20 protein-coding genes and 1 riboswitch are annotated in these 25816 nt (G+C 71.8%); of the genes, 6 read left to right on the plus strand and 14 right to left on the minus strand.

What is annotated here, in order from left to right; translation table 11 throughout:
- Positions 1–88: 88 nt before the first annotated feature.
- The 3 genes from AC0VYL_RS19150 to AC0VYL_RS19160 form a co-directional block, all read right to left on the minus strand.
- The gene (locus tag AC0VYL_RS19150; protein WP_475454676.1) at positions 89–946 is read right to left on the minus strand and encodes a MetQ/NlpA family ABC transporter substrate-binding protein; all 858 of its coding nucleotides are present in this window, start codon (positions 944–946) and stop codon (positions 89–91) included.
- Between the two features lie 77 nt (positions 947–1023).
- Positions 1024–1755 (minus strand): methionine ABC transporter permease, encoded by a 732-nt coding sequence (locus tag AC0VYL_RS19155; protein WP_475454678.1) that lies wholly within the window; start codon positions 1753–1755, stop codon positions 1024–1026.
- Entirely contained in the window at positions 1752–2708 is a 957-nt protein-coding gene (locus AC0VYL_RS19160) for a methionine ABC transporter ATP-binding protein (RefSeq protein ID WP_475483542.1), read from the minus strand. The genes AC0VYL_RS19155 and AC0VYL_RS19160 overlap by 4 nt, the downstream gene beginning before the upstream one ends.
- Positions 2709–3415: 707 nt before the next feature.
- Between AC0VYL_RS19160 and AC0VYL_RS19165 the strand changes: the two genes are divergently transcribed.
- Both AC0VYL_RS19165 and AC0VYL_RS19170 read left to right on the plus strand, forming a co-directional pair.
- On the plus strand, positions 3416–4501 hold the full coding sequence (locus AC0VYL_RS19165) for a coiled-coil domain-containing protein (RefSeq protein ID WP_475483543.1): 1086 nt from the start codon (positions 3416–3418) through the stop codon (positions 4499–4501).
- Between the two features lie 606 nt (positions 4502–5107).
- The gene (locus AC0VYL_RS19170; protein WP_475454680.1) at positions 5108–6133 is read left to right on the plus strand and encodes a DUF3558 domain-containing protein; all 1026 of its coding nucleotides are present in this window, start codon (positions 5108–5110) and stop codon (positions 6131–6133) included.
- A gap of 85 nt (positions 6134–6218) precedes the next feature.
- Here AC0VYL_RS19170 and metE read toward each other — a convergent pair whose 3' ends face one another.
- Entirely contained in the window at positions 6219–8495 is a 2277-nt protein-coding gene (gene metE / locus AC0VYL_RS19175; RefSeq protein ID WP_475454682.1) for a 5-methyltetrahydropteroyltriglutamate--homocysteine S-methyltransferase, read from the minus strand.
- A 157-nt stretch (positions 8496–8652) separates the two neighbouring features.
- A riboswitch (cobalamin riboswitch) is annotated at positions 8653–8878 on the minus strand.
- Positions 8879–9084: 206 nt separating this feature from the next.
- Between metE and AC0VYL_RS19180 the strand changes: the two genes are divergently transcribed.
- Both AC0VYL_RS19180 and AC0VYL_RS19185 read left to right on the plus strand, forming a co-directional pair.
- A complete protein-coding gene (locus AC0VYL_RS19180; RefSeq protein ID WP_475463148.1) occupies positions 9085–10617 on the plus strand; it encodes a polysaccharide deacetylase family protein in 1533 nt (510 codons plus the stop codon).
- A 215-nt stretch (positions 10618–10832) separates the two neighbouring features.
- A complete protein-coding gene (locus AC0VYL_RS19185; RefSeq protein WP_475481038.1) occupies positions 10833–12281 on the plus strand; it encodes a polysaccharide deacetylase family protein in 1449 nt (482 codons plus the stop codon).
- A gap of 54 nt (positions 12282–12335) precedes the next feature.
- Here AC0VYL_RS19185 and AC0VYL_RS19190 read toward each other — a convergent pair whose 3' ends face one another.
- The 5 genes from AC0VYL_RS19190 to AC0VYL_RS19210 form a co-directional block, all read right to left on the minus strand.
- Positions 12336–13475, minus strand: coding sequence for a quinone-dependent dihydroorotate dehydrogenase (locus AC0VYL_RS19190; protein ID WP_475454686.1), 1140 nt, complete (start codon positions 13473–13475; stop codon positions 12336–12338).
- Positions 13472–14395 (minus strand): proteasome assembly chaperone family protein, encoded by a 924-nt coding sequence (locus AC0VYL_RS19195; protein ID WP_475454688.1) that lies wholly within the window; start codon positions 14393–14395, stop codon positions 13472–13474. The genes AC0VYL_RS19190 and AC0VYL_RS19195 overlap by 4 nt, the downstream gene beginning before the upstream one ends.
- A 230-nt stretch (positions 14396–14625) precedes the next feature.
- Positions 14626–16392 (minus strand): ABC-ATPase domain-containing protein, encoded by a 1767-nt coding sequence (locus AC0VYL_RS19200; protein WP_475481039.1) that lies wholly within the window; start codon positions 16390–16392, stop codon positions 14626–14628.
- Between the two features lie 110 nt (positions 16393–16502).
- Positions 16503–16982: a TetR/AcrR family transcriptional regulator gene (locus AC0VYL_RS19205; RefSeq protein WP_475454692.1), complete on the minus strand. Its 480-nt coding sequence runs from the start codon at positions 16980–16982 to the stop codon at positions 16503–16505.
- A gap of 37 nt (positions 16983–17019) precedes the next feature.
- Complete coding sequence (locus tag AC0VYL_RS19210) at positions 17020–18294, minus strand: MFS transporter (protein WP_475481040.1); 1275 nt, start codon at positions 18292–18294, stop codon at positions 17020–17022.
- 180 nt (positions 18295–18474) lie between these two features.
- Between AC0VYL_RS19210 and AC0VYL_RS19215 the strand changes: the two genes are divergently transcribed.
- Together AC0VYL_RS19215 and AC0VYL_RS19220 are read left to right on the plus strand one after the other, a co-directional pair.
- A complete protein-coding gene (locus AC0VYL_RS19215) occupies positions 18475–19722 on the plus strand; it encodes a glycosyltransferase (protein WP_475481041.1) in 1248 nt (415 codons plus the stop codon).
- Between the two features lie 107 nt (positions 19723–19829).
- The gene (locus AC0VYL_RS19220; RefSeq protein ID WP_475481042.1) at positions 19830–20414 is read left to right on the plus strand and encodes a hypothetical protein; all 585 of its coding nucleotides are present in this window, start codon (positions 19830–19832) and stop codon (positions 20412–20414) included.
- Positions 20415–20682: 268 nt separating this feature from the next.
- Here the strand turns inward: AC0VYL_RS19220 and AC0VYL_RS19225 are convergent, their stop codons facing one another.
- The 5 genes from AC0VYL_RS19225 to AC0VYL_RS19245 form a co-directional block, all read right to left on the minus strand.
- On the minus strand, positions 20683–21105 hold the full coding sequence (locus tag AC0VYL_RS19225; RefSeq protein WP_475481043.1) for a hypothetical protein: 423 nt from the start codon (positions 21103–21105) through the stop codon (positions 20683–20685).
- A gap of 11 nt (positions 21106–21116) precedes the next feature.
- The gene (locus tag AC0VYL_RS19230) at positions 21117–21905 is read right to left on the minus strand and encodes a PhzF family phenazine biosynthesis protein (protein WP_475454702.1); all 789 of its coding nucleotides are present in this window, start codon (positions 21903–21905) and stop codon (positions 21117–21119) included.
- Positions 21906–21992: 87 nt separating this feature from the next.
- On the minus strand, positions 21993–22433 hold the full coding sequence (locus AC0VYL_RS19235; RefSeq protein ID WP_378741206.1) for an Lrp/AsnC family transcriptional regulator: 441 nt from the start codon (positions 22431–22433) through the stop codon (positions 21993–21995).
- Positions 22434–23033: 600 nt separating this feature from the next.
- On the minus strand, positions 23034–24140 hold the full coding sequence (locus AC0VYL_RS19240) for a serine hydrolase domain-containing protein (protein ID WP_475481044.1): 1107 nt from the start codon (positions 24138–24140) through the stop codon (positions 23034–23036).
- A 254-nt stretch (positions 24141–24394) separates the two neighbouring features.
- On the minus strand, positions 24395–25255 hold the full coding sequence (locus AC0VYL_RS19245) for a hypothetical protein (RefSeq protein WP_475481045.1): 861 nt from the start codon (positions 25253–25255) through the stop codon (positions 24395–24397).
- Positions 25256–25816: the final 561 nt, after the last annotated feature.

The raw sequence follows: 25816 nt of genomic DNA on the forward strand, positions 1-25816 counted from the left end.
ATTCAACCGTTACCGTCCGTCCCGCACGGGCGAGGGCCCCGGTGGGGAGTCCCACCGGGCCCTCGGGAGAGCGGAAACGTCGGGCCGGCTAGTCCGTGCCCGGACCGAGCGGGATCACGACCCCCTGCCAGCGCTCCTCCATGAAGTCGCGCACCTCCTGGCTGTGCAGGAGGTCGTTGAGGCGGACCAGGTCCTCGGACTCCACGTCCTCCGAGCGCACCACCAGGCCGTTGGCGTACGGGTTGTCCTCGGTCTCCTCCCAGGCCAGCGCGTTGGCGGTCTCGGTGAGGTTCGCCTCCAGGGCGTAGTTGCCGTTCACCACGGCCGCGTCCACGTCCTGGAGGGAGCGCGGCAGCTGGGCCGCCTCCACCGGGGTGACGGTGACGTTCAGCGGGTTGTCCTCGATGTCGGACTCCGACACCTGGCCGCTCGCGCCCTCCGCCAGGGTGATCACGTCCTCCTCGTCGAGCAGGTGCAGGGCCCGGTCCATGTTCGAGGCGTCGTTGGGCACCGCGATGCTCGCGCCCTCCGGGAGGTCGTCCAGGTCCGTGAGGCTCTCGGAGTACAGGCCGAAGGCCTCCAGGTGCACGTCCGCGACGTAGGACAGGTCCGTGTCCGGGTTCCCCGCCAGGTACTCCTCCAGGAAGGGGAACGTCTGGTAGTAGTTCGCGTCGAGCTCGCCCTCGGCCAGGGCCGCGTTCGGCTGGTTGTAGTCGGTGTACTCGACCACCTCGACGGCCAGGCCGGCGTCGGCCGCCAGCTCGTCGTTGACGAACTCCAGGATCTCCGCGTGCGGCAGCGGGGTGGCGCCGACCCGCAGGGTCACGACGCCCTCCTCTCCGCCGCCGTCGTCGCCGGCCCGCTCGCTGGGGCTGCCGCAGCCCGCCAGGAGGACCGCGGCGGCACCCGCCGCGGCGACCCCCCGAAGCACGTTCGTCCCTGTCATCGCTGTCTCCTTGCCGTCGGTTCCGGTCAACTCTGGAGGGGGGCGAGGGGTGTGTCGGGGGGTCGGGGCCGGATGTCTCAGCGCCGGGACAGCCTGCGCACGAGCAGGTCGCCCAGACTCTGCGCGACCTGCACGATGACGATCAGCAGGATCACGGTGGCCCACAGGTAGTGGTCGTTGAAGCGCTGGTAGCCCTCGCGGATGGCGAGGTCGCCCAGACCGCCGCCGCCGATGGCACCGGCCATCGCGGAGTACGAGATGAGCGTGACCACGGTCATCACCAGACCGGCGATCAGGCCGGGCATGGCCTCGGGCAGCATCACCTTGCCCACGATGGTGGACTTGCGGGTGCCCATCGCGTGCGCGGCCTCGATCACCCCGCGGTCGACCTCACGCAGGGAGGTCTCCACCAGGCGGGCGAAGAACGGGATGGCGCCGATGCTCAGCGGGACGATCGCGGCCGTGGGGCCCAGCGTCGTGCCGACCAGGAAGCGGGTGAGCGTCAGCACCGCCACCATGAGGACGATGAAGGGCAGCGAACGGCCGACGTTGACGATCGCGCTGAGCACGGCGCGCACCGCCGGGGCCGGGACGAGCCCGCCCCGGTCGGTGGCGACCAGCAGCACGCCCAGCGGGAGGCCGACCAGGACGCTGAAGACGGTCGCCCACACCACCATGTAGATGGTGTCCTGGGTCCCGAGCCACAGGCTGGGCCACATCTCCGGCCAGGCCGCGATGAAGTCCCCGATGGCGGTGAGGGCGTTGCCCTCCTGGGCGAGGACGAGGACGTCGGAGGGGTTGATGGTCACTTTCCGGCCTCCTCGACCAGCAGGCCGTGCTCGGACAGGTAGTTGAGCGCCTCACGGCGGCGCTCCCCGCGCATGTCGACGCTGAGGCGCCCCACCGACTGCCCGGCGACCTGCTCCACGCCGCCGCCGAGGATGTTCACGTCCACGTCGAAGCGGCGGGTGAGTTCGGACATGAAGGGCTCGTCGAAGGAACGCGGGTAGGTGATGACCACGCTCTCGGGCCCGCCGTTGTCCGGCAGGGGGAAGAGGGAGCGCGCCAGCAGGGATCCCGGGGTGCCGATGAGGTCCAGCACACGGCCGGACTCGCGGAACTCGCCGTTCTCCATGATCGCGGCGGAGTCGCAGATCCGCTTGATCACGTCCATCTCGTGGGTGATCAGCAGGATGGTCAGGCCCAGTTCGTCGCGCAGGCGACGCAGCAGGGACAGGATCGAGTCGGTGGTGGCCGGGTCCAGGGCGGAGGTGGCCTCGTCGCTCAGCAGGACGTGGGGGTCGGAGGCCAGGGCGCGGGCGATGCCCACGCGCTGCTTCTGCCCGCCCGAGAGCTGGGAGGGGTAGGCGCGCGCCTTGTCGCCCAGGCCCACCAGCTCCAGGAGCTCACCCACCCGGGTGGCCCGCTTGGCGCGGGAGACCCCGGCGACCTCCAGGGGGAAGCCGACGTTGCCCGCGACCGTGCGGGAGGAGAGCAGGGCGAAGTGCTGGTGCACCATGCCGATCCCCCTCCGGGCCGCGCGCAGACGGGCACCGCGCAGGGAGGTGAGTTCCTCCTCCCCCACGCGCACGGTGCCGCTGTCGGGGCGCTCCAACAGGTTCACCGAGCGCAGGAGGGTGCTCTTCCCGGCACCGCTCTGGCCCACGACCCCGAAGATCTCGCCGGACTCGACATGCAGGTCCACCCCGTTCAGGGCGTGCACCTGGCGTTTCTTCAACCTGTAGGTCTTGTGTAGACCCACTGCGTCAATCACGGTTTTCCCATCGACGTCTGGCGGTGGTGTCCCGGAGACCGCTCGCGGACACAGGAGGGCTCTGGACTCAGCGTGGGTTTGACGCCCACACCCGAGCGTACGAAGCGCTCACCTGGCGGGCGGCGGCGACGCGCCGGTACGTCCGGCGGTCACGGGGAGCGTGGAGGACGGCCCCCGGGGAGGTGGCTCCGGCGCGGGGCGCCGGGCGCGGCTCGGTGTCAGAGGTGGCTAACGGGGCATGCGACAGCGGCCGCCGGGCAGCGGAACGCACCGCCGGGTGGTGTCCGCCATGGTGGCGGGGGTCGCTTTGCCGTGCTCAGGAGCCTTCACGGCACCAACTCAACCATGGTTGACCGGGTCCGTTCAGCAAAATACTTGACCTGAATATGGTTATTTACAACACATCGAGGCTTTTGTGTGAGTGACGTCCGATCCTCTCCCGCCCGAAGGTCCTCGTGAGTGCCTACACTCATTACCGTCCCGTGACTCTTCATTGGCGCACACGCGCCGTGAGTACCGAGGGCCGCCGCAGCCCCACGGCCGCCGCGCCCGCCCGGGAAAGACGAGCAGACGCACCCACAGCGCCCCGTGCCCGCAGGGGGCCGCGCGTGGGCCCGAGGAGCGACCACACCGTGCAGTTCGAGGACTTCGAGGACACAGCGCAGACCGCAGACGCAGCGCACCCGCGTGGTGCGGTGGGGTCCGGCCGTCCAGGGCGCACCGGCGGCGAGCACGCCGACTTCTGGGCGCCCGACCCCCCGGCCCGCACCCGGCGGGAGGCCCTGGCCGACCTGGCGGAGGGCGCGCGTGCGCTGTCCGCCGCGGCGGGTTCCGGGCTGTCCTGGCTGGTGCCGTCCCGTGGTGCGCGGGTGACCGCGCTCTCCCTCTCCCTGTTCTCCGCCACGGCACTGGTCGCCCTGCCCGCCTCGGCCGCCCCGACCCCGCCCCGGGAACCGGAGAGCATGAGCGACCTCAAGTCCCGGGCCGAGACCCTCACTGAGGAGTACGAGGGCGAGCTGCGCGACATGGAGGCGGTGATGGAGGAGGCCGAACGGGCCGAGGGCCGCGCCGACGCCACCCGCGAGGAGGTGCGGGACGCCCGCGACCAGGTGGTCTCCCTGGCCGTGGCCACCTACACCAGCAGCGGGATCGACCCGTCCATGTCGCTGTTCGTGGAGGCCGAGCCAGACGAGGTCATCGACCGTGCCGTGGTGATCGACTACCTGACCACCACCAACCAGGAGAAGATCGACCACCTGAACCAGGCGCTCTCGCGTGACGAGGTGGCCCAGGAGAACGCGCAGGAGCGGCTGGACGCGGCCTCGGACGACCTCACCGAGCTGGAGGACCGCCGGTCGGAGGTGCACGTCCTGATCGCGGACCACCCGAGCCAGCCCATGCAGTCGCACAACAGCATCACCCCGCGCACGGAGCAGATGCGTGACCTGGTGATCGAGAAGTTCGGGCGCGGGGACGACGTGGGCGGGGTCGGCTGCTACCGGCCCGACGGCGGTTTCGTTGTCGGTGAGCACCCCAAGGGCCGGGCCTGCGACTTCATGCTGGACCCGAACGGCGGCATGCCCAGCCAGGAGGAGATCGACCGGGGCTGGGAGATCTCGGAGTGGGCCATGGAGAACGCCGACGACCTGGGGATCATGTACGTCATCTACCGCCAGCAGATCTGGGACGTACGGCGCGGTGACGAGGGCTGGCGGGCGATGTCCGACCGGGGCAACATGACCGAGAACCACTTCGACCACGTGCACATCTCGATGTTCTGACCCTCCTGGGCACGGCTGCGAGCCGTGTTCTCCCTGGCCACAACCGGCCACACACGCCGCGCCCCGCGCACCGGTCGGGTTCCCGGAACGGTCACGCAGGTCACAGGGGGTGTCTCCGCACACGCCTTACGGGACCAAGGGCCCTCATTCCGGCGGTCCTGATACCCGAATGCCCGCCACCCTGTCCATGCACTGACATCACGATTAAGTCACGCAAATGACGGACTGGTGTGTCAGAAGCACGAAACGGTGACGATTCACCCTCCTACCCCAGGTCCGGCCTGCCCTGTTGACACCGGTCAGGGCTATGATGCAAGGCGTCCCGACCCCTGGCCGGCGGGGAACCGACCCGCTGGCTCCACACACGGCGGTCGGCGCCCCGTTCGAACCGGGGACCTCCTCACGAACACGGGGAACTCCCGCCCTCGCCCGTCCGCTCTCGCCCGCGGTCACGGCGTCCGAGGCGGGCCCACCTCCCCCACGGTTCCCCGTGCTGTCACACACCCGGCGATCCGCCGGTGGCCACCACGGGAACTCGTGAGAACCCACGGGCGCGAACGCGCGCCTCACACAACACGGTCACCACATCACCGGGCGAGGGGAGCCATGAGCGAAAACGGACCTTACAACCAGCCACCGCAGAACCCTTACGGTGGCGGGGACGGCACCGGCGGACAGCCGCCCTACGGCCCGCCGCAGGGGCACCCCTACGGTGACGCCGCCACCGGCGGTCAGCCCGGCTACGGTCAGGGCCCCTACCCGGGCGCGCCCGGACCCGACCAGGGCATGTACGCGGGCGGACAGCCGCCCTACGGCCCGGGACCGGGCGGACCCGGCGGACCCGGCGGATACCCGCCCGCCCCGCCGCCCCAGGGCGGCGGCGGCAGCAAGGCCGGGCTCTGGGTGGTCATCGGCGGCGGCGCGGTCATCATCGTCCTGGTGATCGCCGTGTTCGTCATGCTGGTCACCAACGGCAACGACGGCGACGAGATCGCCTCCGGCCCCGACGAGTCCTCCGAGGTCGTGGAAGAGGAGCCCGCGGAGGAGGAGCCCGCCGAGGAGGAGACCCCCGCCTCGAACGGCGCCCTCGGCGACCCGCCCCACGCCCTGCCCACCGAGCCCTGCGAGTCCTTCACCGACCAGGTGCAGACGGACTTCGTCCTCCGCGACAGCGGCAGCAAGTACGTCTCCGACAACACGTCGAGCTGCTCCAACCTCGGTGACCTCCCCGACAGCAGCTCCACCGAGGGCTTCGGCTCGCTGGAGGTGGGCTTCAAGCTCCCCTACAGCGCCAGCGACTCCCCGGAGGCCGCCGCCGAGGACATCGAGTACACGCTGGACCGCATCCGCGGCGGCGCCGAGTCGGACCGCTACGACGCCGACGACATCGAGATCGACGAGGAGCTGGACGGCCTCGGCAGCGAGGCGTACCTGGTCGTCACCAAGACCGACCTGCTCGGGGAGAAGCTTCCCGAGGCCAGTCTGCTGATGCGCCAGGACAACCTGATCATCTCGGTGACCTACTACCTCGACACCACCCAGGGTGACCACGAGGACCTCGCCCTGCCGGACAACACCCAGGACATCATGGTCAACGCCGCCAACGAGGCGCTGGCCATCGTCGGGGGCTGACCCGTGCGGGCCGTGTAGCGGCCGGGAACACCGAAGGGGGCCGCGGCATCGCCGCGGCCCCCTTCCTCGTGTCCGGCCCCCGCTGCTACGGGAGGTCGGCGCGGACCCGGCGGGCCGCCTCGACCATGTTCCGCAGCGCCTGCTCGGTCTCCGCGTAACCACGGGTCTTCAGACCGCAGTCCGGGTTCACCCAGAGGTTCCCGGCGTCCACGTGCGTGGCCGCCAGCCGCAGGGAGGCCTCGATCTCCTCGACCGACGGCACCCGGGGCGAGTGGATGTCGTACACGCCCGGACCGATGCCCCGCTTGTAGCCGCGCGCGCCCAGGGCCTCGACGAGCTCCATGCGCGAACGGGCGGCCTCGACGCTGGTGACGTCGGCGTCCAGCGCCTCGATGCCGCCGACGATCTGGTTGAACTCCGAGTAGCACATGTGCGTGTGGATGGTGGTGCTCGCCGCCACCCCGGACGTGGCCAGGCGGAAGGAGTTCACCGCCCAGTCCAGGTAGGCCTGGCGCTGCTCCTCGCGCAGGGGAAGCAGCTCACGCAGGGCCGCCTCGTCCACCTGGATGTGGCGGATGCCCGCCCGCTCCAGGTCCGCGACCTCGTCGCGCAGGGCCAGACCCACCTGGCGGGCGGTCTCCCCGAGCGGCTGGTCGGTGCGGACGAAGGACCACGCGAGCATGGTGACCGGACCGGTCAGCATGCCCTTGACCGGCTTGTCGGTGCGCGACTGGGCGTAGGTGATCCACTCGACCGTCATCGGCTCGGGGCGCGAGACGTCACCGAACAGGATCGGCGGGCGCACGCAGCGCGAACCGTAGGACTGCACCCACCCGCGTTCGGTGGTGGCGTAGCCCTCCAGCTGCTCGGCGAAGTACTGGACCATGTCGTTGCGCTCGGGCTCGCCGTGGACGAGGACGTCCAGGCCGATCTCCTCCTGGAGCGCGATGACACGGTCGATCTCCGAACGCAGAGTGCGCTCGTACTCCTCCGTGGCCAGCTCGCCCCTGCGGTGCGCGGCGCGGGCGCGGCGCAGCTCGGGGGTCTGCGGGAAGGAGCCGATGGTGGTCGTGGTGAGGGTGACGTCGGTGGGCGCGCCGCGGTCCTCGGGGCGCTCGTAGGCGTCCTGACCCAGCGCGTCCAGGCGGGCGCGCACCCGGGCGTCGGTGAACGACGGGTTCCCGGTGGCGGCAGCGTCGAAGTCGGCGTCCTCGCCCTCGGTGAGCACGCGGCCGAGCAGGGCCACCTCCCCCGCCTTCTGCTTGGCGAAGGCCAGGGCCGCGCGCAGCTCGGGGGCGAGCGAGGTCTCGGCGTCGAGGTCGATCGGCACGTGCAGCAGTGAGCAGGAGGTGCTCACGGTGAGCTCGTCGGTGAGGGCGAGCAGGGTGCCCAGCTCCGCCACGGCGGCGGGCAGGTCCGTACGCCACACGTTGCGCCCGTCGACGACGCCCGCGACCAGGCGGGTGGAGCCGAGGCCGGAGACCGCGGCCAGGTCCTCGACGCCCTCGGCGTCGGTGACCAGGTCGAGGCCGACCGCCTCCACCGGGGAGTCCTTGAGGACGCGCAGGGCGGCGGCGCCGATGGAGCCGAAGTAGGTGGAGACCAGGAGGGAGGGGCGGTCGGTGAGGGCACCCAGGCGCTGGTAGACGCGCTCCAGGTGGCCGACGGCCGAGCGGCCCTCGTCGGTGGCCAGGATCGGCTCGTCGAGCTGGACCTCGGTGGCGCCGGCGGCCCTGAGGTCGGACAGCAGCCGGGCGTAGGCGTCCAGGAGCTGGTCGAGGAGCTCGATGGGCTCCCAACCCTCGGGGGCGTCGTCGGCGGCCTTGGCCAGCAGGAGGAAGGTCAGCGGGCCGACCAGCACGGGGCGGGTCTGGAACCCGGCCTCGGAGGCCTCACGGAACTCGGTGACGGGCTTGTCACCGACCAGGCGCGGCCGGGTGCTGGGGGAGAGCTCGGGGACGAGGTAGTGGTAGTTGGTGTCGAACCACTTGGTCATCTCCAGCGGCGGGGCGCCCTGCTCGCCCCGGGCGAGCGCGAAGTAGCGGCGCAGCTGCTCGTCCCGTTCACCGGCCTGGGCCGGGGAGGCGAAGCGGGAGGGCACGAGGTCGAACAGGACCGCCGTGTCCAGCACCTGGTCGTAGTAGGAGAAGGTGTTGGACGGCAGGTCGTCCACGCCCGCCTCCCGCAGCTGGGCGTAGACGCCCAGGCGGAGTTCGGCGGCGACGGCGTCGAGTTCGGCGGCGGTGGTGCCGCCCTTCCAGTAGGACTCGCTGGCGCGCTTGAGTTCGCGGTCGGGGCCGATGCGCGGATAGCCGTGCACGGTGGAACGCACGGACGGCCTGGCGGCCGGGGTGCTGGGCATGGAGCTTCTCTCCCTCGTCGAAAGCCGGGTACCGGCCACGAGGCGAGCGAGGACGCGGACACGCCGAGGAGGCGCCCGACGGCGCACGGCTGTCTCCGCCCTCGGCCCTCCCTCGGGGCACGGGACCACCGACGGCACGGGTGCGCCGCCGGGCGGAGGCAGGTCTTCGGACTCGTGGGCGTGCTCCGGCGTGACCGCCGGCCCTCCTACTGGTCGCCGCTTCCCGGTTTCCGACTTTTCCGGTCGGATCACCAGTGCTTATGACGACGTTCGTTCCCACTCACCGCTGCGGGGCAGTCCCGGACTCGCACCGGGTTCCCTCTTTCGACACGCAACGCCCGCCCCGGAAGGCTTCCGGGGTGACCAAGGGTGGAGCGTGTACCTTCCACGGCTGCAAGTATAGGGAGCGCCCCCTCCGCCCATGCACCCGGCGTGGTCCTCGCCCACTCGGCGTGAACCCGCGTCGGGTTCGCGGCATCCCAACCGACAATCAGCGTTACGTGGGGGAGCGCTCCCCCTCCTCCCCCACGAACGTTCGTCAGACGATGAACGTGGAGAACCCCAGGTGAAGCAGCAAGACCGGCAGACCATGGCTCCCGACCAGCCCCTCCTCACGGTCGCGATCGCGATGGTCGTCCTGCTGGGACTGGTGCTGTCGGCGTCCCGACCGATCGGACTGTTGGAGGACAGTGCCTTGGCGGGCGACGGCGACCAGTCATCCGGTGACGGGACACGGACCCCGGCCACCGGCGAACCCGACCAACTGACCACGGTCTCCCCCGACGCGGTCCCCGGAACAGAGGAGATCACTCTCGCCTACGAGGGCGGGGCGGACGTCTCCGTCACCTACCCGTCCATTCCGAACGCCGGACCGCTGACCGATTTCCTGGAGAGGACCCTCGGCGCCCAGGCGCGCTCCTTCGAGGCGGCCAACCCCGGGGCGCGCACGTTCCTCGGGGAGTGGGGCCTGACCGCCGCCGACGAAGGGATCGTGGGGGTGCGGATGACCACCACCGAGACGGACTCCGAGGAGACCAGGGAGGGGCACAGCACCTACTGGTACGAGACCGGCACGGGCGCGGTCCACGGCTCCAGCCACCTCTTCGCCGGACAGGAGGAGCTGGCCGAACTGAACGAGCGGGTGCGCGAGGCGGTGTCCGGCACGGACGCCGTTCCCTCGGCGCTGCACCCGATCAGTTCCCTCTACGACTCGGTGGGCTTCAACCCGGACGGTGACCTCGTGGTGGAGTTCGACGAGGGCCAGGTCGCCCCGGCCGGTGCGGGCCGCGTGCACGCGGTACTGCCCCGGGACGAGGCCGAGTCGCTGCTCTCCGACCTCGGCCTGCGGGTGCGCGAGGCGGCGACCACGGGCGTGCGCGCCTTCTCGATCGACGAGGCCCCGGAGGCGGACAAGGACGGCTCGGCCTCGGCTGCGCCCGGCGTGCTGGCCCCGCGTGACGACTCGGTCGACTGCTCCGCGCCCGACACCAAGTGCGTGGCGCTCACCTACGACGACGGCCCCGGCGGGCGCACCCCCGAGCTGCTGGACGCCCTGGCCGCGCACGACGCCAAGGCCACCTTCTTCGTCACCGGCCTCCCGGTCAGGGAGCACCCGTGGGTGGTGCGGCGCACCTACGCCGAGGGGCACGAGGTGGCCAACCACACTCTGGACCACCCCAACCTGACCGAGCTCTCGGCGGACGGTGTCCGCGAGAACCTGGAGGCGACGCAGGCGCTGGTGTACCGGGAGACCGGATACACCATGGACCTGATGCGGCCTCCGTACGGGGCCACCGACGACACGGTCGCGGAGGTGACGGCGGAGCTCGGGCTGGCGCAGATCCTGTGGAGCGTGGACACCAACGACTGGCGGGACCGCAAGGCGAACGTGGTGCGCGATCGCGCGCTGGACGGCGCGTCCGACGGCGCGATCATCCTGATGCACGACATCCACCCCACCACCATCGACGCGTCGATCGACATCATCCGTGAACTGGACGAACGCGGGTACTCGATGGTCACGGTGTCGCAGCTGCTCGGCACCACCGAGCCGGGCCGCACCTACGTCGACGGCGTCCCCGAGGAGGAGGCCCCGGAGGAGGCTCCGAGCGACTCGGAGTGACCCACCCGCACCCCGGCCCCTCTGGCGGTGTCCACATGTGGACACCGCCAGAGGGGCCGGGGTGTTGTCCCCTATGTTGCTCCCAGCAGTCGTGAGGAGCATCCCCAGAGGGACGAGGGAGTCGGGTCTTGGCGTCGAGGAGAGTTGGGCCGGGCCGGACCGTTCCCCCACCCGGCCCGGTCCGGGCACAGCCGTTCCGGCCGGGGACCGCCCTGGTGCTGCTGTCCCTCACGCTCGCCGCGTGCGGGAACGGGGCGGTGAGCGTGGACGAGGGCGACCCCGAGCGGCTCACCGTGCTGGCCGACGAGGTCGGGGACGGTGTCGGGGAGTGGCGGGGCGACGCCCGGGACTTCACCGGCCACCCCCACGAGCCCGAGGGCGTGGAGGTCAGCGTCGCCTACCCGGAGTTCGAGGGCGCCGACGCCTTCGCGGAGGGCCTTGCCGCGCGGGTGGACCAGGAGGTGCGGGACTTCCGTGCCGGGACCCGCGATCCCGTGCGGCTGGACGTCGACTGGGAGCTGGTCGCCGCCGGGGACGGGGTCCTCGGGGTCCGGCTGGTCCGCACCGAGGAGGACATGCACGGCCTGCGGGAGGGCTACGCGACGTACTGGTACGACGCCCACGACCTCTCCGTGTCCTCCTCCACCGAACTGCTGCGCGGGCAGGAGGAGCTGGTCCGGCTCAACGCCATCGCGCGCGAGGAGCTGGCGGACGACGAGGACGTCGACCCCGACGCGTTCCACCCGGTGCTGCGGACCTACGACTCGATCGGGTTCAACGCGTCGGGGGACCTGGTGGTCGAGTTCGACGACGGGCACCTGTCACCGATCGTCGACGGCCACGTCCCCGACAGCGCCCCCGGTCGCAGGGCCGTGGTGGTCGGGCACGAGCGGGCCGCACCGCTGCTGTCGGACCTGGGTGAGCGCGCCCGGGAGGCCGCCCTGGTGGCGGAACCCGACCTGGCCCTGCCCGCGGCCCGGTCCGATGACGCCGGGGACGGTCCCCCGCCCGGAGTGGTCACCGCCGGTGACCCCGAGGTGGACTGCCAGGACGGCGAGACCAGGTGCGTGGCCCTGACCTTCGACGACGGACCGGTGGACGCCACCCCGCACCTGCTGGACGTCCTCGCGGAGGAGGGGGTGACGGCCTCCTTCTTCCTCAACGGCGGCCCGACCCTGACCCGGCCGAGCGTGCTGCGGCGCGCCTACGCCGAGGGGCACGAGATCGCCAGCCACGGCGACGAACACGAGCACATGAACAAGATGGACCCCGGGCGCCTTGCCGCGCAGACGGCCGCGGTGAGCGCGATGGTCCGCAGGCAGACCGGGTTCACGGTCGAGCAGTTCCGGCCGCCGTTCGGCGCCACCAACGACGACGTGCACGAGGAGATCACCGCGCAGGACATGGCGGAGGTCGCGTGGACGGTGGACAGCGGGGACTGGAAGGGGCACGACCGGGACGAGATCGTGGAGACCGTCCTCGACGGGGTCGAACCGGGCGCGGTGGTGCTGCTGCACGACCCCCGGCCCGCCACGCTCGCGGCGGTCCCGGAGATCGTCGAACGGCTGCGCGCGGAGGACTACGTGTTCGTCACCAGCAGCCAGGCGCTCGGCGGCCCGGAACCCGGCAACGTCTACCCTCCCGACTGGGACGGCGACTGGTAGGGCGCACACGCGCGGGCGGCCGGTGGGAACCCCCACCGGCCGCCCGCGCGTCGGTCAGCTGGCCTCGTGGGTCTCCCGGACCACCGTGAGCGCCGGAGCCGGGGCGTCCGACCCCACGGCCTCCTGGACGGACCGGTACCCGGCCTCGCGGACCAGGCGGGCCAGGCCCCGGTGGATGCGGCGGGGCCACAGCGGACCGCCGTAGATCAGCCCGGTGTACCCCTGGACCAGGGTGGCGCCGGCGCGGACGCGGGCCCAGGCGTCCTCGGGGGTCTCGATGCCGCCGACCGCGACCAGGGTGACCCGGTCGCCCACGCGGGAGCGCAGGCGGCGCAGGACCTCCAGCGAGCGCTCCTTGAGCGGGGCGCCCGACAGGCCCCCGGCTCCGGCCGCCTCGACATCCTCGTCGGAGGTGTCGAGTCCGGAACGGGAGATCGTGGTGTTGGTGGCGATGATCCCGTCCAGGCCCTCGGCCAGCGCGAGGTCCGCGACGGCGTCGACGTCCTCGTCGGCCAGGTCCGGGGCGATCTTCACCAGGAGCGGCAGCTCGGGGCGGCCCGCCTCGGCCAGGGACGCGCGGACGGCGCTGACCAGGGGCAGCAGCTGCTCGACACCCTGGAGGTTGCGCAGCCCCGGTGTGTTGGGCGAGCTGACGTTGATGACCATGTAGTCGGCGTAGGGGGCCAGCCGCAGCGCGCTGAGCGCGTAGTCGGCGGGCGCCTCCGCCTCCGGCGTGACCTTGGTCTTGCCGATGTTGATCCCGAGCAGCGGGCCACGGCGCTGGTGGTGCAGGCGCTCCGCGACCAGCGCGGAACCCTCGTTGTTGAAGCCCATGCGGTTGACGATGGCGCGGTCGGCCACCAGCCGGAACAGGCGCGGTTTGGGGTTGCCGGGCTGCGGGTGGGCGGTCACGGTGCCCACCTCGACGTAGCCGAAGCCCAGGGCGGCCAGACCGCGCGGGCTCTCGGCGTTCTTGTCGAACCCGGCGGCCATGCCGAGCGGGCCGGGGAACTCGCGGCCGAAGGCGTGCACGGTCAGCTCGGGTTCGCGCGGGCCCAGGACCCTGCCCATGGTCTCGGCCACACCGGGGACGGCCGTGACGCCGCGCAGCGCGGCGAAGCTCAGCTTGTGCACCGTCTCCGCGTCCATGTGGCGCAGGACCGAGCTGAAGAGGATCTGGTAGAACACGGTCATCCGTTTCCGTCTCCCTCGCGTTCAGCGAGGAAGCGTTCGAGTTCCGCGCCGAGCTCGTCGGCGGTGGGCAGCCCCGCGCCGTCGTCGGACAGCGGGACCGGCCCGCCGCCCTCCTCCGCGCGCGAGGACATGATGTCGTCGTACTGGCGTTCCAGGTTGGCGACCACGCGCTGGACCTCCTCGGACGCCGCGACCTGCTCCGCAATCTCCACGTCCGTGGTGGCGGCGACCTCCTCCAGCTCCTCGCTCGGCAGGGCGAGCCCGGTGGCCCCGGCCACGTACTCCAGGGCGGCGATGGCCGCCCGCGGGTAGGTGGACTGGGCCAGGTAGCTGGGCACGTGGATGGCGTAGCCCACGAAGTCGTGGTCGTTCTCCCCGAAGCGGTACTCCATCAGCGCGGACACGCTGGCGGGCACCTCGACCCGGCCGATCCAGGGGGTGTGTCCCTCGATCAGCTCGGGGCGGGTGGAGTGCGGCGTGACCGTCACCGGTCGGGTGTGCGGCACCGCCATGGGAATGCCGTTGACGCTGATGGAGAGCGAGACGGAGAAGCGTTCCGCGAGGCCGGTCACGGCCGCGATGAACGCCTCCCACTCGCCGTCCGGCTCGGGACCGTGCAGGACGAGGAAGGGGTGGCCCTCGGCGTCGTGCATCCGGTACAGGGCCAGCTTGTGCGGCGTGTAGTCGGTCCAGGTGTTCTCGACGAAGGTCATCTGCGGCCTGCGGCGGCGATAGTCCACCAGGCGGTCGACGTCGAAGGTCGCGACCTCCTCGGCGGTGAACCGCTCGAACAGCGACTCGGACAACTGGCTGCCAGCGTTTCCGGCGTCGACGAAGCCGTCCAGGCAGACGAGCATCACCAGCCCGGTGACGTCGTCGAAGCCGGGGTGGAGTTCGTACAGTTCTGCGGGGTCGCGCACCGGGTTCTCGTCTCCAAAACTGGTCGGGTTCGCAGGGGCCGCGACACACCCGTGTCGGCCTGCCCGGAAGGTTCCGGTGGCCCCTGACGGGGTCGCTGTGCCCTGCTTTTCCACAATACCGACCCGGGGCGGGTGGGTCCGGACCCCGCGACCCCGGAGGTGACGACGCCCACACCGCTCTGGGCGCCGCCGTCCCGATGGTCCCGCGATCCGCGTCCTGACGGTCTCGGTCAGCCCTGGCCGAGCACTCTCAGGGTCCGCAGCCGGTTGAGGACCGCGACCGTCTCGTGCCTGCGCGGCAGGGCGTAGTCACCGCCGAAGTCGGCGCCGAGCAGGGTCACGCCCTCCTTGGCCAGCGCCTCCTCCAGGGAGTCCAGGGCCTCGGCCACGGTCCGGTTCCCGTCCAGGTGCCGTCCCCTGACCAGGGCGCGCAGGGCCAGACCGGCGCCGGTGATCTGTCCGGGATCCACGAACTGCTCCACCGAGCGCACGTCGACGTCGCTCTCCCCGTAGACCAGTACGTCCATGTCCCGGCGCTTGATCCGGCTCCGTCCCTTGGCGGTGTCGTCGTCCACCGAGCCGGGGTCGACCACCCGGGCCCGGGGCAGGGTGAACTCGGCGTCGGCGCGGTCGTGCGCCAGCGCCCGGGCCCGCTCGGTGACGTCGTGCGGGTGGTAGGCGTCCAGCATGATCACCTGGTCGGCGACGTCGAAGTAGTCACCGCTGCCACCCATGACCAGGACGGTGGAGACCCGGTGCTCGCGGTGCAGGGGGCGGACCAGGTCCACGAAGGGCACCAGGGGTTCCCGGTCGCCGTGGACCAGGGCCTGCATGCGCTCGTCGCGGATCATCAGGTTGGTGGCGGTGGAGTCCTCGTCCACCAGCAGGGTGCGCGACCCGGCCTCCACCGCCTCGCAGATGTTGGCCGCCTGTGAGGTGGAGCCCGAGGCGTTCTCGGTGCGGAAGTCGCGGGTGTCGGCGCCGGTCGGCAGGTTGCGCACGAAGGGGCTGACGTCCACCCGTTCCACACGGCGCCCCTCCTCCGCCCTGATCTTCACCGCGTCCCCCCGGGTCACGACCAGTTCGCGGCCGTCGCCGGGCACGTGGTCGTAGACGCCGCGTTCCAGGGCGTGCAGCAGGGTGGACTTGCCGTGGAAACCGCCGCCGACGATCAGGGTGATGCCCTCGGGCACCCCCATGCCGGTGACCGTGCCCGCGTGCGGGAGGTCCACGCTCACGCGCAGGCTCGCCGGGGCGGCGAAGGGCACCACGCCCTCCCCCGCCATGGGTTCGTCGCTCACTCCGCTGCGCCGGGGCAGGACCGCCCCGTCCGCGACGAAGGCGACCAGACCGCGGTCGGCCAGGCTCGCCCTGAGGGCGACGGCGTCGGCCACGGTGTCGGCGAAGGCCGCCGCCTCCGCGTGGTCGATCTCGTCCCAGTCGAGGTCGTCGACCAGCGCCGGGAGGGTGCGACACAGCTCGCGCTCGGCGGTGCGCCCGTCGATCCGGCGGCCGTGGCCGGGCAGGTCCACCCCGATCCGCAGGTCGAGGGCGCCGTCCTCGGTGATCTGGCACGAGGAGCGGGCGATGACCTCCTGGCCCCCGGTGTCGATCTTCAGCAGCGACCCCCGCAGCAGTCGGCGGGCGCGCCGTCCGAGGTAGTCGGCGGTGGCCCGACGGCGCACCGGATCCGCGTGGGCGCTCGCGGGGATACCGGCGTCGGGCCGAAGGACGCGGACGCGCGAGGGCGGGGCGAAGGGGTCGGCCTGGACCCGCTGCACCGTCAGGGTGAAGTCCCCGAAGTCCCAGTCGCCCTTGAGGGACTTGTAGCGGCCGTAGGAGGCGCCCTGCATCCCGAGGAGTTCCTGGGACAGCCGCGCCTCGTCGCGCACCCCCCGGATGGGTTCGGGTTCGGGCCTGCGGCCGGAGCCGCCCCGACCACCGCCGCCACCGCCGTACCGGCGCCCCTGGCCGCCGTTCCCCCGCCGCTCCGTCATCGTCTCCCCCGGTGTCGCTACGTACTGGTGCCCCCGCCAGATTAGGACTTCTGTGCGAATCCCGCTCCGACCCTGTGGACAACCGTGTCCGCGCGGTCCACCGACAGCGGTCAGTCCTGCGGGTCGGGGAGCACGTCGGTGAGGATCGCCTCGAACTCGTCCGCGCTCGGCTTGGCCTCCGTCAGGAGGGAGTGCAGCAGGACCCCGTCGACCACGGCGGAGACCACACGCGTCCGCACCGGGTCGTCCGTGTAGCGGCCCGCGAACGCCCGCACGGCCGCGAGCCAGGTGTCCGTGGACCCGCGCAGGTGCGGACGGCGCGCGGCGAGGAGGAAGAGCTCGTACTCGGCCAGCAGGTGACCGGGTTCGGCCGCGACCCGGGCCATCAGCTCCGCGAGCTCGCGCCGTCGGTCCCCGTCGCCGGACAGACGGCGCATGCGCTCGGAGTCCTCGTCCATCACGCTGGTCAGGGCCGCGGTCAGGAGGTCGCCCAACCCGGTGAAGTAGTAGGTGGTGGCGGAGGTGGGCAACCCGGCCTCCTGGGAGACCGTGCGGTGGCTGACCCCCGCCACCCCGTCGCGTTCGACCACGCGCAGGGTGGCTTCGATCAGGGCCTTCCGGCGCAGTTCACCCTTGGCGCGGCGCCCGTCCGTCTGTTTCAGGTGTCCTCCTCGGTTCCTGCGCCGAGGGTAGCGGAGCCTCCGTCTCGTGCCGTGTCGCGGCGGCTCCGCGCAGCAGTGGCGTGCCCGCGACCGTGACGGTCAGGGCGGTCAGGCCCGCGACCACCGCCACGAGGAAGCCGCCGGTGGTGCCGGAGGACTCCACGGTGAGCCCGGCCGTGAGGGTTCCGACCGCCGTTCCCACGGTGAGTCCGGTCAGGGCCCAGGTCATCCCCTCCGTGAGGCGGGCGGGCGGGACGGAGCGTTCGATCAGGGTCATCACCAGGATCATGGTCGGGGCGAAGAAGACCCCCGCCGCGAAGACCGACACGGCCAGCGCGGCGATCCCGCCGACCAGGAGCAGGGGCAGCGTGGTGAGCGCGGTTCCGGCCACCGCCAGCACCAGCGTGGCGTGGGCGCTCCAGGGCGGGTTCAGGGCTCCGAAGGCCAGGCCGGAGACCGCGGAGCCGAGGGCGTAGGCGGAGAGCACGATCCCGGTCGCCCCGGGGACGCCGAGGTCCTCCGCGAAGGCCACCGCCACCACGTCGACCGCACCGACGATCACCCCACCGGCGGCCAGGACCAGCACCAGCACCACGATGCGCGCCCCGAGCCCGCGCGGCCCCCGTTCCGTGGCGGGTTCCGGTTCGCGGACCGGCGGTTCGGTGCCGCGCTGGGCGACGAACAGGCTCACGCCCACGGCGAGGAAGGCGGCCGCCGCGAGGGGTCCGGCCTGCGCGAACACCATGGTGCTGAGGACCACGGACAGCGCCGGGCCGGTGATGAAGGTGAGCTCGTCGGCCACTGACTCGAAGGAGTAGGCGGTGTGCAGCAGGGGCGTGCCCCGGTGGATCCCGGTCCAGCGGGCGCGGGCCATCGCGGACATGCTCGGCATGGCCCCGCTGGGCACGGCGCAGGCGAACAGCGTCCACACCGGGGCCTCCACCTGGACGCAGAGCAGCATCAGCAGCAGGGAGGCCACGCTGACGGCGGCGGCCGGGGGCAGGACGCGGCGCTGGCCGTGACGGTCGGCCAGCCGGGAGACCTGGGGGGTGATGAGGGCCATGGACAGAGTGAAGGTGGCGGCGACGGCTCCGGCCAGCGCGTAGCTGCCGTGGGTGGCAGCGAGCATGGTGATGACGCCGACGTTGGTCATGGCCACGGGCATGCGGCCGATGATCCCGGCGACGGTGAAGCCCCGCGTCCCCGGCACGGCGAAGATCCGGGCGTACGGATTGGGCATGGTGGTCCCCTCGTGGTTCGTTGCGCCCCAAACAATTGGGACGCCCGTCCCAGTTTCTTTCCGGGGAACTCCCGTGGCAAGCCGAAGTGACGCACGACACCCTCCCCGACCGCCCTTTGCCCGGCGCCTCCCCCTGCCGCTAGGTTGCGATGAGCCCCCCTCTCCCGAGGAGTCCGCACCATGAGCACGGTCCTGTTCGCACCGGAAACCTTCAACCTCGCTGAGACGACACGGGCGATCGAGGTCGCGCGGCAGCTCAGGGACCGGCACGAGTGCGTGTTCACCGGATACTCCGAGCGGTACGCGCGGCTGATCGAGGACGAGGGGTTCGAGTACCACCCGCTCTCCCCCGGGCTCACCGACGAACAGGCCGACCAGCTGGTCCGCTTCGACCAGGGACGCGGCGTGAGCCACCCCTTCACCACGGAGCTGGTCCGCGCCCGGGTCCAGAGCGAACTGGCCCTGAACAAGGTGCTCCGGCCGTCCGCGACGGTCATCGGCACCACGCTCAGCCAGATGATCTCCGCGCGCGCCAGCGGAGTCCCCCTGGTCTACGTCAGGCCGTTCGCCTACTCGTGGCCGCACCTGCGCCAGACCGGATCGGTGCCGCTCCTCCAGGGGGACGGCCGCCTGTCCCGGATGGTCAACACCGGCGCCGCCGTCCTCCTGCGCGAGGCCGCCCGGTACACCACCCTCAAACCCCGGGGCTTCTCCCAGGTCGCCCGCGAGAACGGGGTGCGGCTCCCCCGCCGTACCGTGGAGGCCCTGGACGGCGACCTCAACCTGGTCGCCTCGATCTCCGGCCAGCCGCGCCCCTACCTGCTCCCGCCCCACTACCGCTGGGTCGGCCCCGTCTACGCCCGGCTGCCCCACGAGGTGCCCCCGGAGGTACGGCACCTGGCGGACACCGCCCGTGGGGCCGACCGACGCGTCGTCTACTGCGCGATGGGGAGCTCGGGTCACCGCGACATCGTCCTGCGGGTCCTCCACGAGCTCTCCCGCCTGCCCGTCACGGTGATCGCCCCGGTCGCCCGCTACCTGGAGCCCGGCGACCGCGAGCGCCTCGGCCCCCACGTGCACGTGTTCGACCTGCTCCCCGCCCACCGGCTCGGGGACCTCATCGACGCCTCCGTCATCCACGGCGGCGAGGGCACCGTCCAGACCGCCGTGGCCTCGGGAAAGCCGTTCCTCGGCATCGGCCTCCAGATGGAACAGCGCTGGAACGTCGACGAATGCGTGCGCTTCGGCAACGCCGTGGGCCTCCCTCCCCACCAGGCCCAGGGGGAACGGCTCCGCCGTGCCCTGGAGACCCTGCTCCGCGACCCCCGCCTGCGCTCCCGTGCCGGGGAGCTCCAGAGCCGTCTGACCGGCGTCGACGGCGCCAGGAACGCCGCCGACCACATCCACGCCCTGGTGGGGTCCTCGTGACACCGCCCAGGTGACGGACTCCGGAGTGCGAACAGCCAGGGCCCTCCCGGAAAAGGGGTGGAGGCGCGGGGACCCGGGCGGATTGAATGGTCCCGGAGGTGAGGCCCGTGCGCCCTGCTGTGGGGGACGCCCTGAGGGCGTGCCCGGAGTGCCCCGGGCCCGAGTACAGCGGGGCTCCGGACTGTGCTCGGTGCCGGGGGCTGGTGGACGCGGTCCTGGAGGAGGAGTGGGAGGCCTTCCGCATCCGTGAGGGGCTGGAGGACGGGCCCGAGGTGGCCGCGCTGGTCGGCGGGGAACCGGACCGGCACGACTGGCGGGTGGTGGACGCGGCGCTGGACCGACTGGTGTGCGCGGAGTGCGGATGCGCGTCGAGCCGGGGACCGGTGGGGTGCGGGCCGTGCGAACTCGCGCACGGGTTCCGCTACGCGGCGGTCGAGACGGACCGGCCGGGAGCCGTGCCGGGGAACGAACACGCGGTCCGGGTGAACGTCTCGGTGGTGCGCCGCCCGCAGGGGGTCTCCGAGCGCGAGCTCCTGGTCCGGCGGCTGCTGCTGCCCCGGCTGCTCTCCGGTGACCTGCCCACGACGGCCCGGGCCCAGGCGGCCAAGGACCGGATCAACCGGATGGGTCTCGCGGAGATCGAGGCGCTGTTCCCCCGGATGCTGGACTCGCCCGGCGTCGACGTCCCCTGAGGACTCCCGGCCTCTGGGGTCGAGCCGGGTACGGGGTTCTCGGCCCGACCGCCAGAGGACGCCGACCGGGCTGGAGGGGGACCGGCACCGATCGGCGGGGAGGACGCGGCCCGTCCGGAATCAAGGGGTGCTCCGGTCGGGCCGCCGTCCCGACACCTCCACGGAGGGGGGTGGGGGGTGTCGTGGAACTATTCTTACCGGACCAGGGGTGGCCGCACGGGGAAAACCGGGAATTCGACGGGATCGGCTTCCCACCCGGTGGTGTGTATCAGGCGATAGCCGCCCGGAACGCCCGGTCGTGCGGGTCCACGGGGTCCTCGGCCAGGTCTCCGACGAACACCGCCACGGGCCGCCCGCCCCTCTCCTCGATCTCCTTGAGCAGCCGTCGCCACTCGACCAGGTTGGGGTGCCGCAGCTCGGTGCACGCCGCCGCCGGAGCCAGGGCGTCGGCGGCCGCTGTGAGGCGCGCGGGTGTGAGTTCGTGGGTGGCGGTACCCGAGGTGTGTCCGCACACGATGGCCAGGACGACGGCGGGCAGGGGGCTCGTGCCGACGTTGGTCAGCCCGAAGACCGTCCGGCCGTCCCGGTGCACGCCGACCCCGTAGGCCGCCGGGCGCCGCCAGCCGGGGTGGCCGGCTTCGAGCCTCTCGCGCGCGGCGTTGATCTCTTCCCTGGTGGCCCACTGCTCCATGGGGATCTCCTCTACAGGTTCAGGTCGCCGGTGGCGACGGTGACGGCGTCGCCCCCGATGAGCACGCGGTCGCCGTCCAGGCGCAGGTGCAGGTCACCACCGCGCCTGGAGGCCTGGCGGGCCAGGAACTCGGTCCGGCCGAGCCGCTCGGCCCAGAACGGCGCGATCACGGTGTGGGCGGCTCCGGTGACCGGGTCCTCGGGGACGCCCATGGACGGAGCGAAGCACCGGGAGACCGTGTCGTATCCGCCGTCACCGGGGGCGGTGGCGATCACCATGCGGGCAGGCAGGGCCCGGATGGCGGTGGGGTCGGGGTCCAGCGCACGGACGGTGGCGGCGTCGGCCAACTCGACGAGGAGGTCGTTGTTGCCGCCGATCCCGGTCCACAGGGGTTCGGCGCCCAGGGCCTCGGCCAGGCCCTCGGGGGCCTCGGTGGCGGTGGCGGGGCGGGCGGGGAAGTCCATCCAGAGCTTGCCGTCCCGGTTCCGGACGGTGAGCACGCCGCTGCGGGTGCTGAAGCGGATCGGTCCCTCCACGCCGAGTTCGGTGAGGGCGTGCGCGGTGGCGAGGGTGGCGTGTCCGCACAGGTCGATCTCGGTGACCGGGGTGAACCAGCGCAGCTCGAAGTCGGCGTCGGGGGCCTCGATCCGGCGCGCGAAGGCGGTCTCCGAGAGGTTGAACTCGGCGGCGATCCCCTGCGCCCAGGCGTCGGGGTAGACGTCGTCCAGCACGAGGACTGCGGCGGGGTTACCCGCGAGGGGCCGGTCGGTGAAGGCGTCGATGACGCGGTACTCGGGCATGGGTCCATTCTTCCAAGTGGCCCCGACCGAACAAGGTCCGGTCCTGGGTGAAATGGACCCTATTCACCGCGACCGGAGGTCCTCCTCCTACTGGAGGTGGGGCTCGTCCAGGATGAACATGGTCTGGGTGCTCTTCACCTCGGGCAGGCGCTGGAGCCGCTCCAGAACGAAGGTGCGCAGGGCGGCGGCGTCGGCCACCCTGACGAGGAGCAGGAGGTCGACGTCACCGGAGACCAGTGCCGCGTGGTCGACCTCGGGGATGTCGCGCAGATAGCCGCGAAACCTCTCCCAGGAGTGCTGCTCGATCCGCACGGAGACGTAGGCGGACAGCGCGGTGCCGTACTTCTCGGGGTCGATGACGGCGGTGAAGCCCCTGATCACGCCCTCGTCGCGCAGGCGTTCGAGACGGGAGTAGGCGTTGGCCCGCGAGATGTGCGCGTTCTCTGCGACGGCACGGATCGACATGCGGCCGTCGTCGCACAGGAGCGCGATGATCCGGCGGTCGGTGTCGTCCAGCTGCACGGCCATGTGTCTTACCTCATACCGTCCGCGTCGTGGACACGTTAGATGATGTGCGATGACGGGCGTCCTACCGAGCAGTTCGTCCAGCATCACCCCGGAGGCATCGACAATATGGGGTGATTCGCCTCATATTCAAGACATGAAGCGCACCGATGATCGGCCTTGTCCGGTTCCTCCTCCGTCCTCGCGGGGGCCGGTGTGCTCGGTGGACCGGCACGGCCGACGTCAGGAGCTCCCCTCGTTCTCCGGGCCCGACCACGCGGCTCCCACCGGACCCCGCCGCGCCGCGGTCGTCGGCCACCGCTGCGGCCAGCGGGCCGGAACCGCCGCGTACCCGCGGGGTTCGGCCCCCTAGGGACCACCGCGCCGGAGACACGGGAGGGCTCCGCATCCGCGGGCGGCAACGGCGCCGCCGGAACGACGCGGGTTCGGGTGCCGTCCCGGGGGTCCCGGCACGGGTGAGGGCACGCGGCCCACACGCCGCCGTGTCCACGGGACGGGCGGGCCCTCCGCGTCAACGGTGACCGGAGGCCCGCCCCACCTCCCCTCGTCTCCGGACGGCCCCGGGCGGTGTCCCGCCTTCCGGGGCTCGGAGGCTCCGACCGTTCAGGGGCGACCGGAGCGCACGGGCGCCACGGAGAGGTCGTCGCCCAGGGCAGCGGCGATCGCGGCCGCCCTGGAGTGGTCGTCGAGTCTCCGGGTGAGGTAGGCGCAGGAGTGGCCGTGGCGCAGGGACCTCCACACGGCCGATCCCCCGATCCCGCCCTTGGCGATCTTGGCGTCGTCCCGCAGGAACCCCAGGGTCCAGGTGAGCTCCGTGCCGAAGACCTCGTCGTACCCGGTGGCCTGGGGGGCGAGGTACTCCTCGTGTGCCTCGCGTCCGAGGAGCGCGCGCAGCGGACCGTCCCCGTCCGTGATCCCGTCCAGGAAACCGGCCAGACCGGTGGCGCTCGCGTGCAGGTTGACCGCGCCGAACACGGACCCGCGCCAGGCGTCGGAGTTGACCACGGCGGGGTCCAGGGGCCCGTCCGGGACGGCGAGCCAGTCGGCGGCGGGCTGGGCCCGGGGCCAGTCCGGGTGCGCGTACTCGACGTCCGCGACGCGGGCGAGCGCGTGTTCGGGCACCCCGAACCACGCGTCCAGCCCCAGGGCGGGTCTGACCACCTCGTTGAAGGCCGCGCCGAGGGTGGTCCCGGCCGCCGCGCGCAGGACTCCGTCGATCAGGTGTCCATGGGTGAGCGCGTGCTCGCCCATCCGGGTGCCGGGGGCGTACTCGGGCTCCGCGTCCGCGAGGGCGGCCCGGAGCCCGGCGTCGTCGAGGGGGTCCGACGCCGCGGCGGTCGGGGGGAAGCGGGGCAGCCCCGCGCTGTGGGTGAGCACGTGGCGCAGGGTGGTGTGTTCCTTGCCCGCGACCCCGTACTCCTTCCAGTGGCGGGCGACGGGCGTGTCCAGGTCGAGCACTCCCCCACCGGTCGCGACCAGGGCGGCCAGCGCGGCGAAGGGCTTGGAGACCGAGTAGGGCTGGACCAGGGTGTCGTGGCCCCAGGGGCGGCGGCGTTCGGTGTCGGCCCAGCCACCGCTCAGCCGGACCACCTCGCGGCCGTCCCGCCACACCGAGAGCCCCGCTCCGGTCTCCCGGCCGTCGTCCACCAGTTCCCGGAAGACCTCGCGCACCCCTTCGTAGCCGTACTCCGCGTACCCGTCGACAGGCATGGCGCCCCCTCCGTCCGTGTGCGTGCCGTGGCTCGGCCAGCGCCCCGAACATACCCACTGGGGGTATATTCGGCAACGGGGTGCGCACAGCACAGGGGCCGCGATCGTCGATCGCGGCCCCTGGCCTACCCACTCTCCGAGGGTCAGCGCCCTACGGGAGTCTCATTGTTTCCCCCCGCCAGAAGGAACACCTGGCTGTCGGACTCCCGTGGTCACGGATGACCGGGGTGGGTCCGGGGGTGGTCGTGTCGGAGCTAGCGTCCGAGCAGCTTGTCGAACAGCGTGGCGATGCCGTGGCGGCCGTCGCTCTCAGCCATCAGACCCTTGCCGCCCTCGTCCTCGGCACCGGCGTGGGCACCGGACGGACGGCGGGTCCAGGCGAAGAACATCGCGATGAGGATCGCGGGGATGATCGCCAGGGTGAGCAGACCGGCGGCGGAGGGAGTGCCCTCGGCGCCCGTCAGCCCGAAGCCGGACAGGTCGTTGGCCGCGGTCTCGGCGGTGACGCCGGGGTCCTGGTCCTCCTGCTCAGCGGCGGCGGGAGCCTCGTCCTGCTGCTCCTCCTCGGAGGTCTCGTCGGAGGCGTCCTTGGGCTCCTCCTTCTTCTCCTCCTTCTTCTCCTCGTCCTTCTTCTCCTCCTTCTCCGCCTTCTCCTCGGGGAGGTACTTGGCGGGGATGTCGGAGACCGCGTTCTCACACTTGTTGCCGGACTGGTTGAACGGGTGGGGAGCACCCTCGGTGCCGTTCCCGTCGCCCCACTTGGTGATGAAGTACTCGACCTCAGCGTGACCGTTGCCGCCGCTGACGACGAGCGAGTTCTCGTCGAAGCTCTCGCCCATCATGTCGGCGAAGGTGTGGCCGTCGATGTCCAGGAGGACGTCGCAGTTCTCAGAGGGAACGCCGGGACCGCGGTCACCGATGAAGAACTCGTACTCCTCGCCCTCGTGGACGATGAATCCCTCGGTGCCCAGCGGCCAGCTGGGGCTGGAGAACAGCCCCTTCTGCATGGGCTCGCCTCCGGCGGGCATCCCGGTGTCTCCGTTGATGCCGGAACCGTCGTCCCAGAAATAGGTCGCGGTGACTTCGCCGTACTGAATGGGAGTGTCGTTGCTCATGTGTGATAGCCAGGTTGACGACAGAAGCCGAGAAGACCGGGCCATGGCGCGTCGGGGCACACGAACGGAAAGGGTCCGTGTTCCGGACTGGTGTCATGCCATGGCGCTCCCCGCGTCGCTGGCGGCGAGTGGCGGGGTGGGAACGGGGGGCCGGATCGGCTCCGCCGGACAGCTGCGCGTGGATTCGCGCTGCTCGTTCCCGAGAGAGATGAAGAGGTCTCGATTTCCCTTCCGGCTCGCAGGCCGGTCAAGGGCTCGGCACCGGATCGCTAAAGGTCCATAACGAACCGGTCACGAAGGACACTAACCCAGGCTTTGGCAAAGTGCCGAAGGATTCCGGGTAAAATGACAGGGCGTGTTTCGACGAACACGAAACGACGCCCTTCTCGGAGAACCCGCAGGTCACAGGATTGCCCTAACCGCAGGGGATCCCGGGCCCAAGGGGGCGTCTCGGACGGCTCGATGAGTGGCCGTCGTCATAAACCAGAAAGTACCGGCACGGGGTGGACCAGACCCTCCCAAAGGGCCACGGACACGTCGAAAGGTCACGAAGAAGCGGAC

The organism is Nocardiopsis sp. iso_238, from assembly GCF_056173325.1.

Excerpts from the sequence above, each read along its gene's own strand:
- AC0VYL_RS19150 (WP_475454676.1), bottom strand. The coding sequence starts at position 946 with ATGACAGGGACGAACGTGCTTCGGGGGGTCGCCGCGGCGGGTGCCGCC.
- AC0VYL_RS19170 (WP_475454680.1), top strand. The coding sequence starts at position 5,108 with ATGAGCGAAAACGGACCTTACAACCAGCCACCGCAGAACCCTTACGGT.
- metE (WP_475454682.1), bottom strand. The coding sequence starts at position 8,495 with ATGCCCAGCACCCCGGCCGCCAGGCCGTCCGTGCGTTCCACCGTGCAC.
- AC0VYL_RS19180 (WP_475463148.1), top strand. The coding sequence starts at position 9,085 with ATGGCTCCCGACCAGCCCCTCCTCACGGTCGCGATCGCGATGGTCGTC.
- AC0VYL_RS19190 (WP_475454686.1), bottom strand. The coding sequence starts at position 13,475 with ATGACCGTGTTCTACCAGATCCTCTTCAGCTCGGTCCTGCGCCACATG.
- AC0VYL_RS19200 (WP_475481039.1), bottom strand. The coding sequence starts at position 16,392 with ATGACGGAGCGGCGGGGGAACGGCGGCCAGGGGCGCCGGTACGGCGGT.
- AC0VYL_RS19210 (WP_475481040.1), bottom strand. The coding sequence starts at position 18,294 with ATGCCCAATCCGTACGCCCGGATCTTCGCCGTGCCGGGGACGCGGGGC.
- AC0VYL_RS19215 (WP_475481041.1), top strand. The coding sequence starts at position 18,475 with ATGAGCACGGTCCTGTTCGCACCGGAAACCTTCAACCTCGCTGAGACG.
- AC0VYL_RS19225 (WP_475481043.1), bottom strand. The coding sequence starts at position 21,105 with ATGGAGCAGTGGGCCACCAGGGAAGAGATCAACGCCGCGCGCGAGAGG.
- AC0VYL_RS19230 (WP_475454702.1), bottom strand. The coding sequence starts at position 21,905 with ATGCCCGAGTACCGCGTCATCGACGCCTTCACCGACCGGCCCCTCGCG.
- AC0VYL_RS19235 (WP_378741206.1), bottom strand. The coding sequence starts at position 22,433 with ATGGCCGTGCAGCTGGACGACACCGACCGCCGGATCATCGCGCTCCTG.
- AC0VYL_RS19240 (WP_475481044.1), bottom strand. The coding sequence starts at position 24,140 with ATGCCTGTCGACGGGTACGCGGAGTACGGCTACGAAGGGGTGCGCGAG.
- AC0VYL_RS19245 (WP_475481045.1), bottom strand. The coding sequence starts at position 25,255 with ATGAGCAACGACACTCCCATTCAGTACGGCGAAGTCACCGCGACCTAT.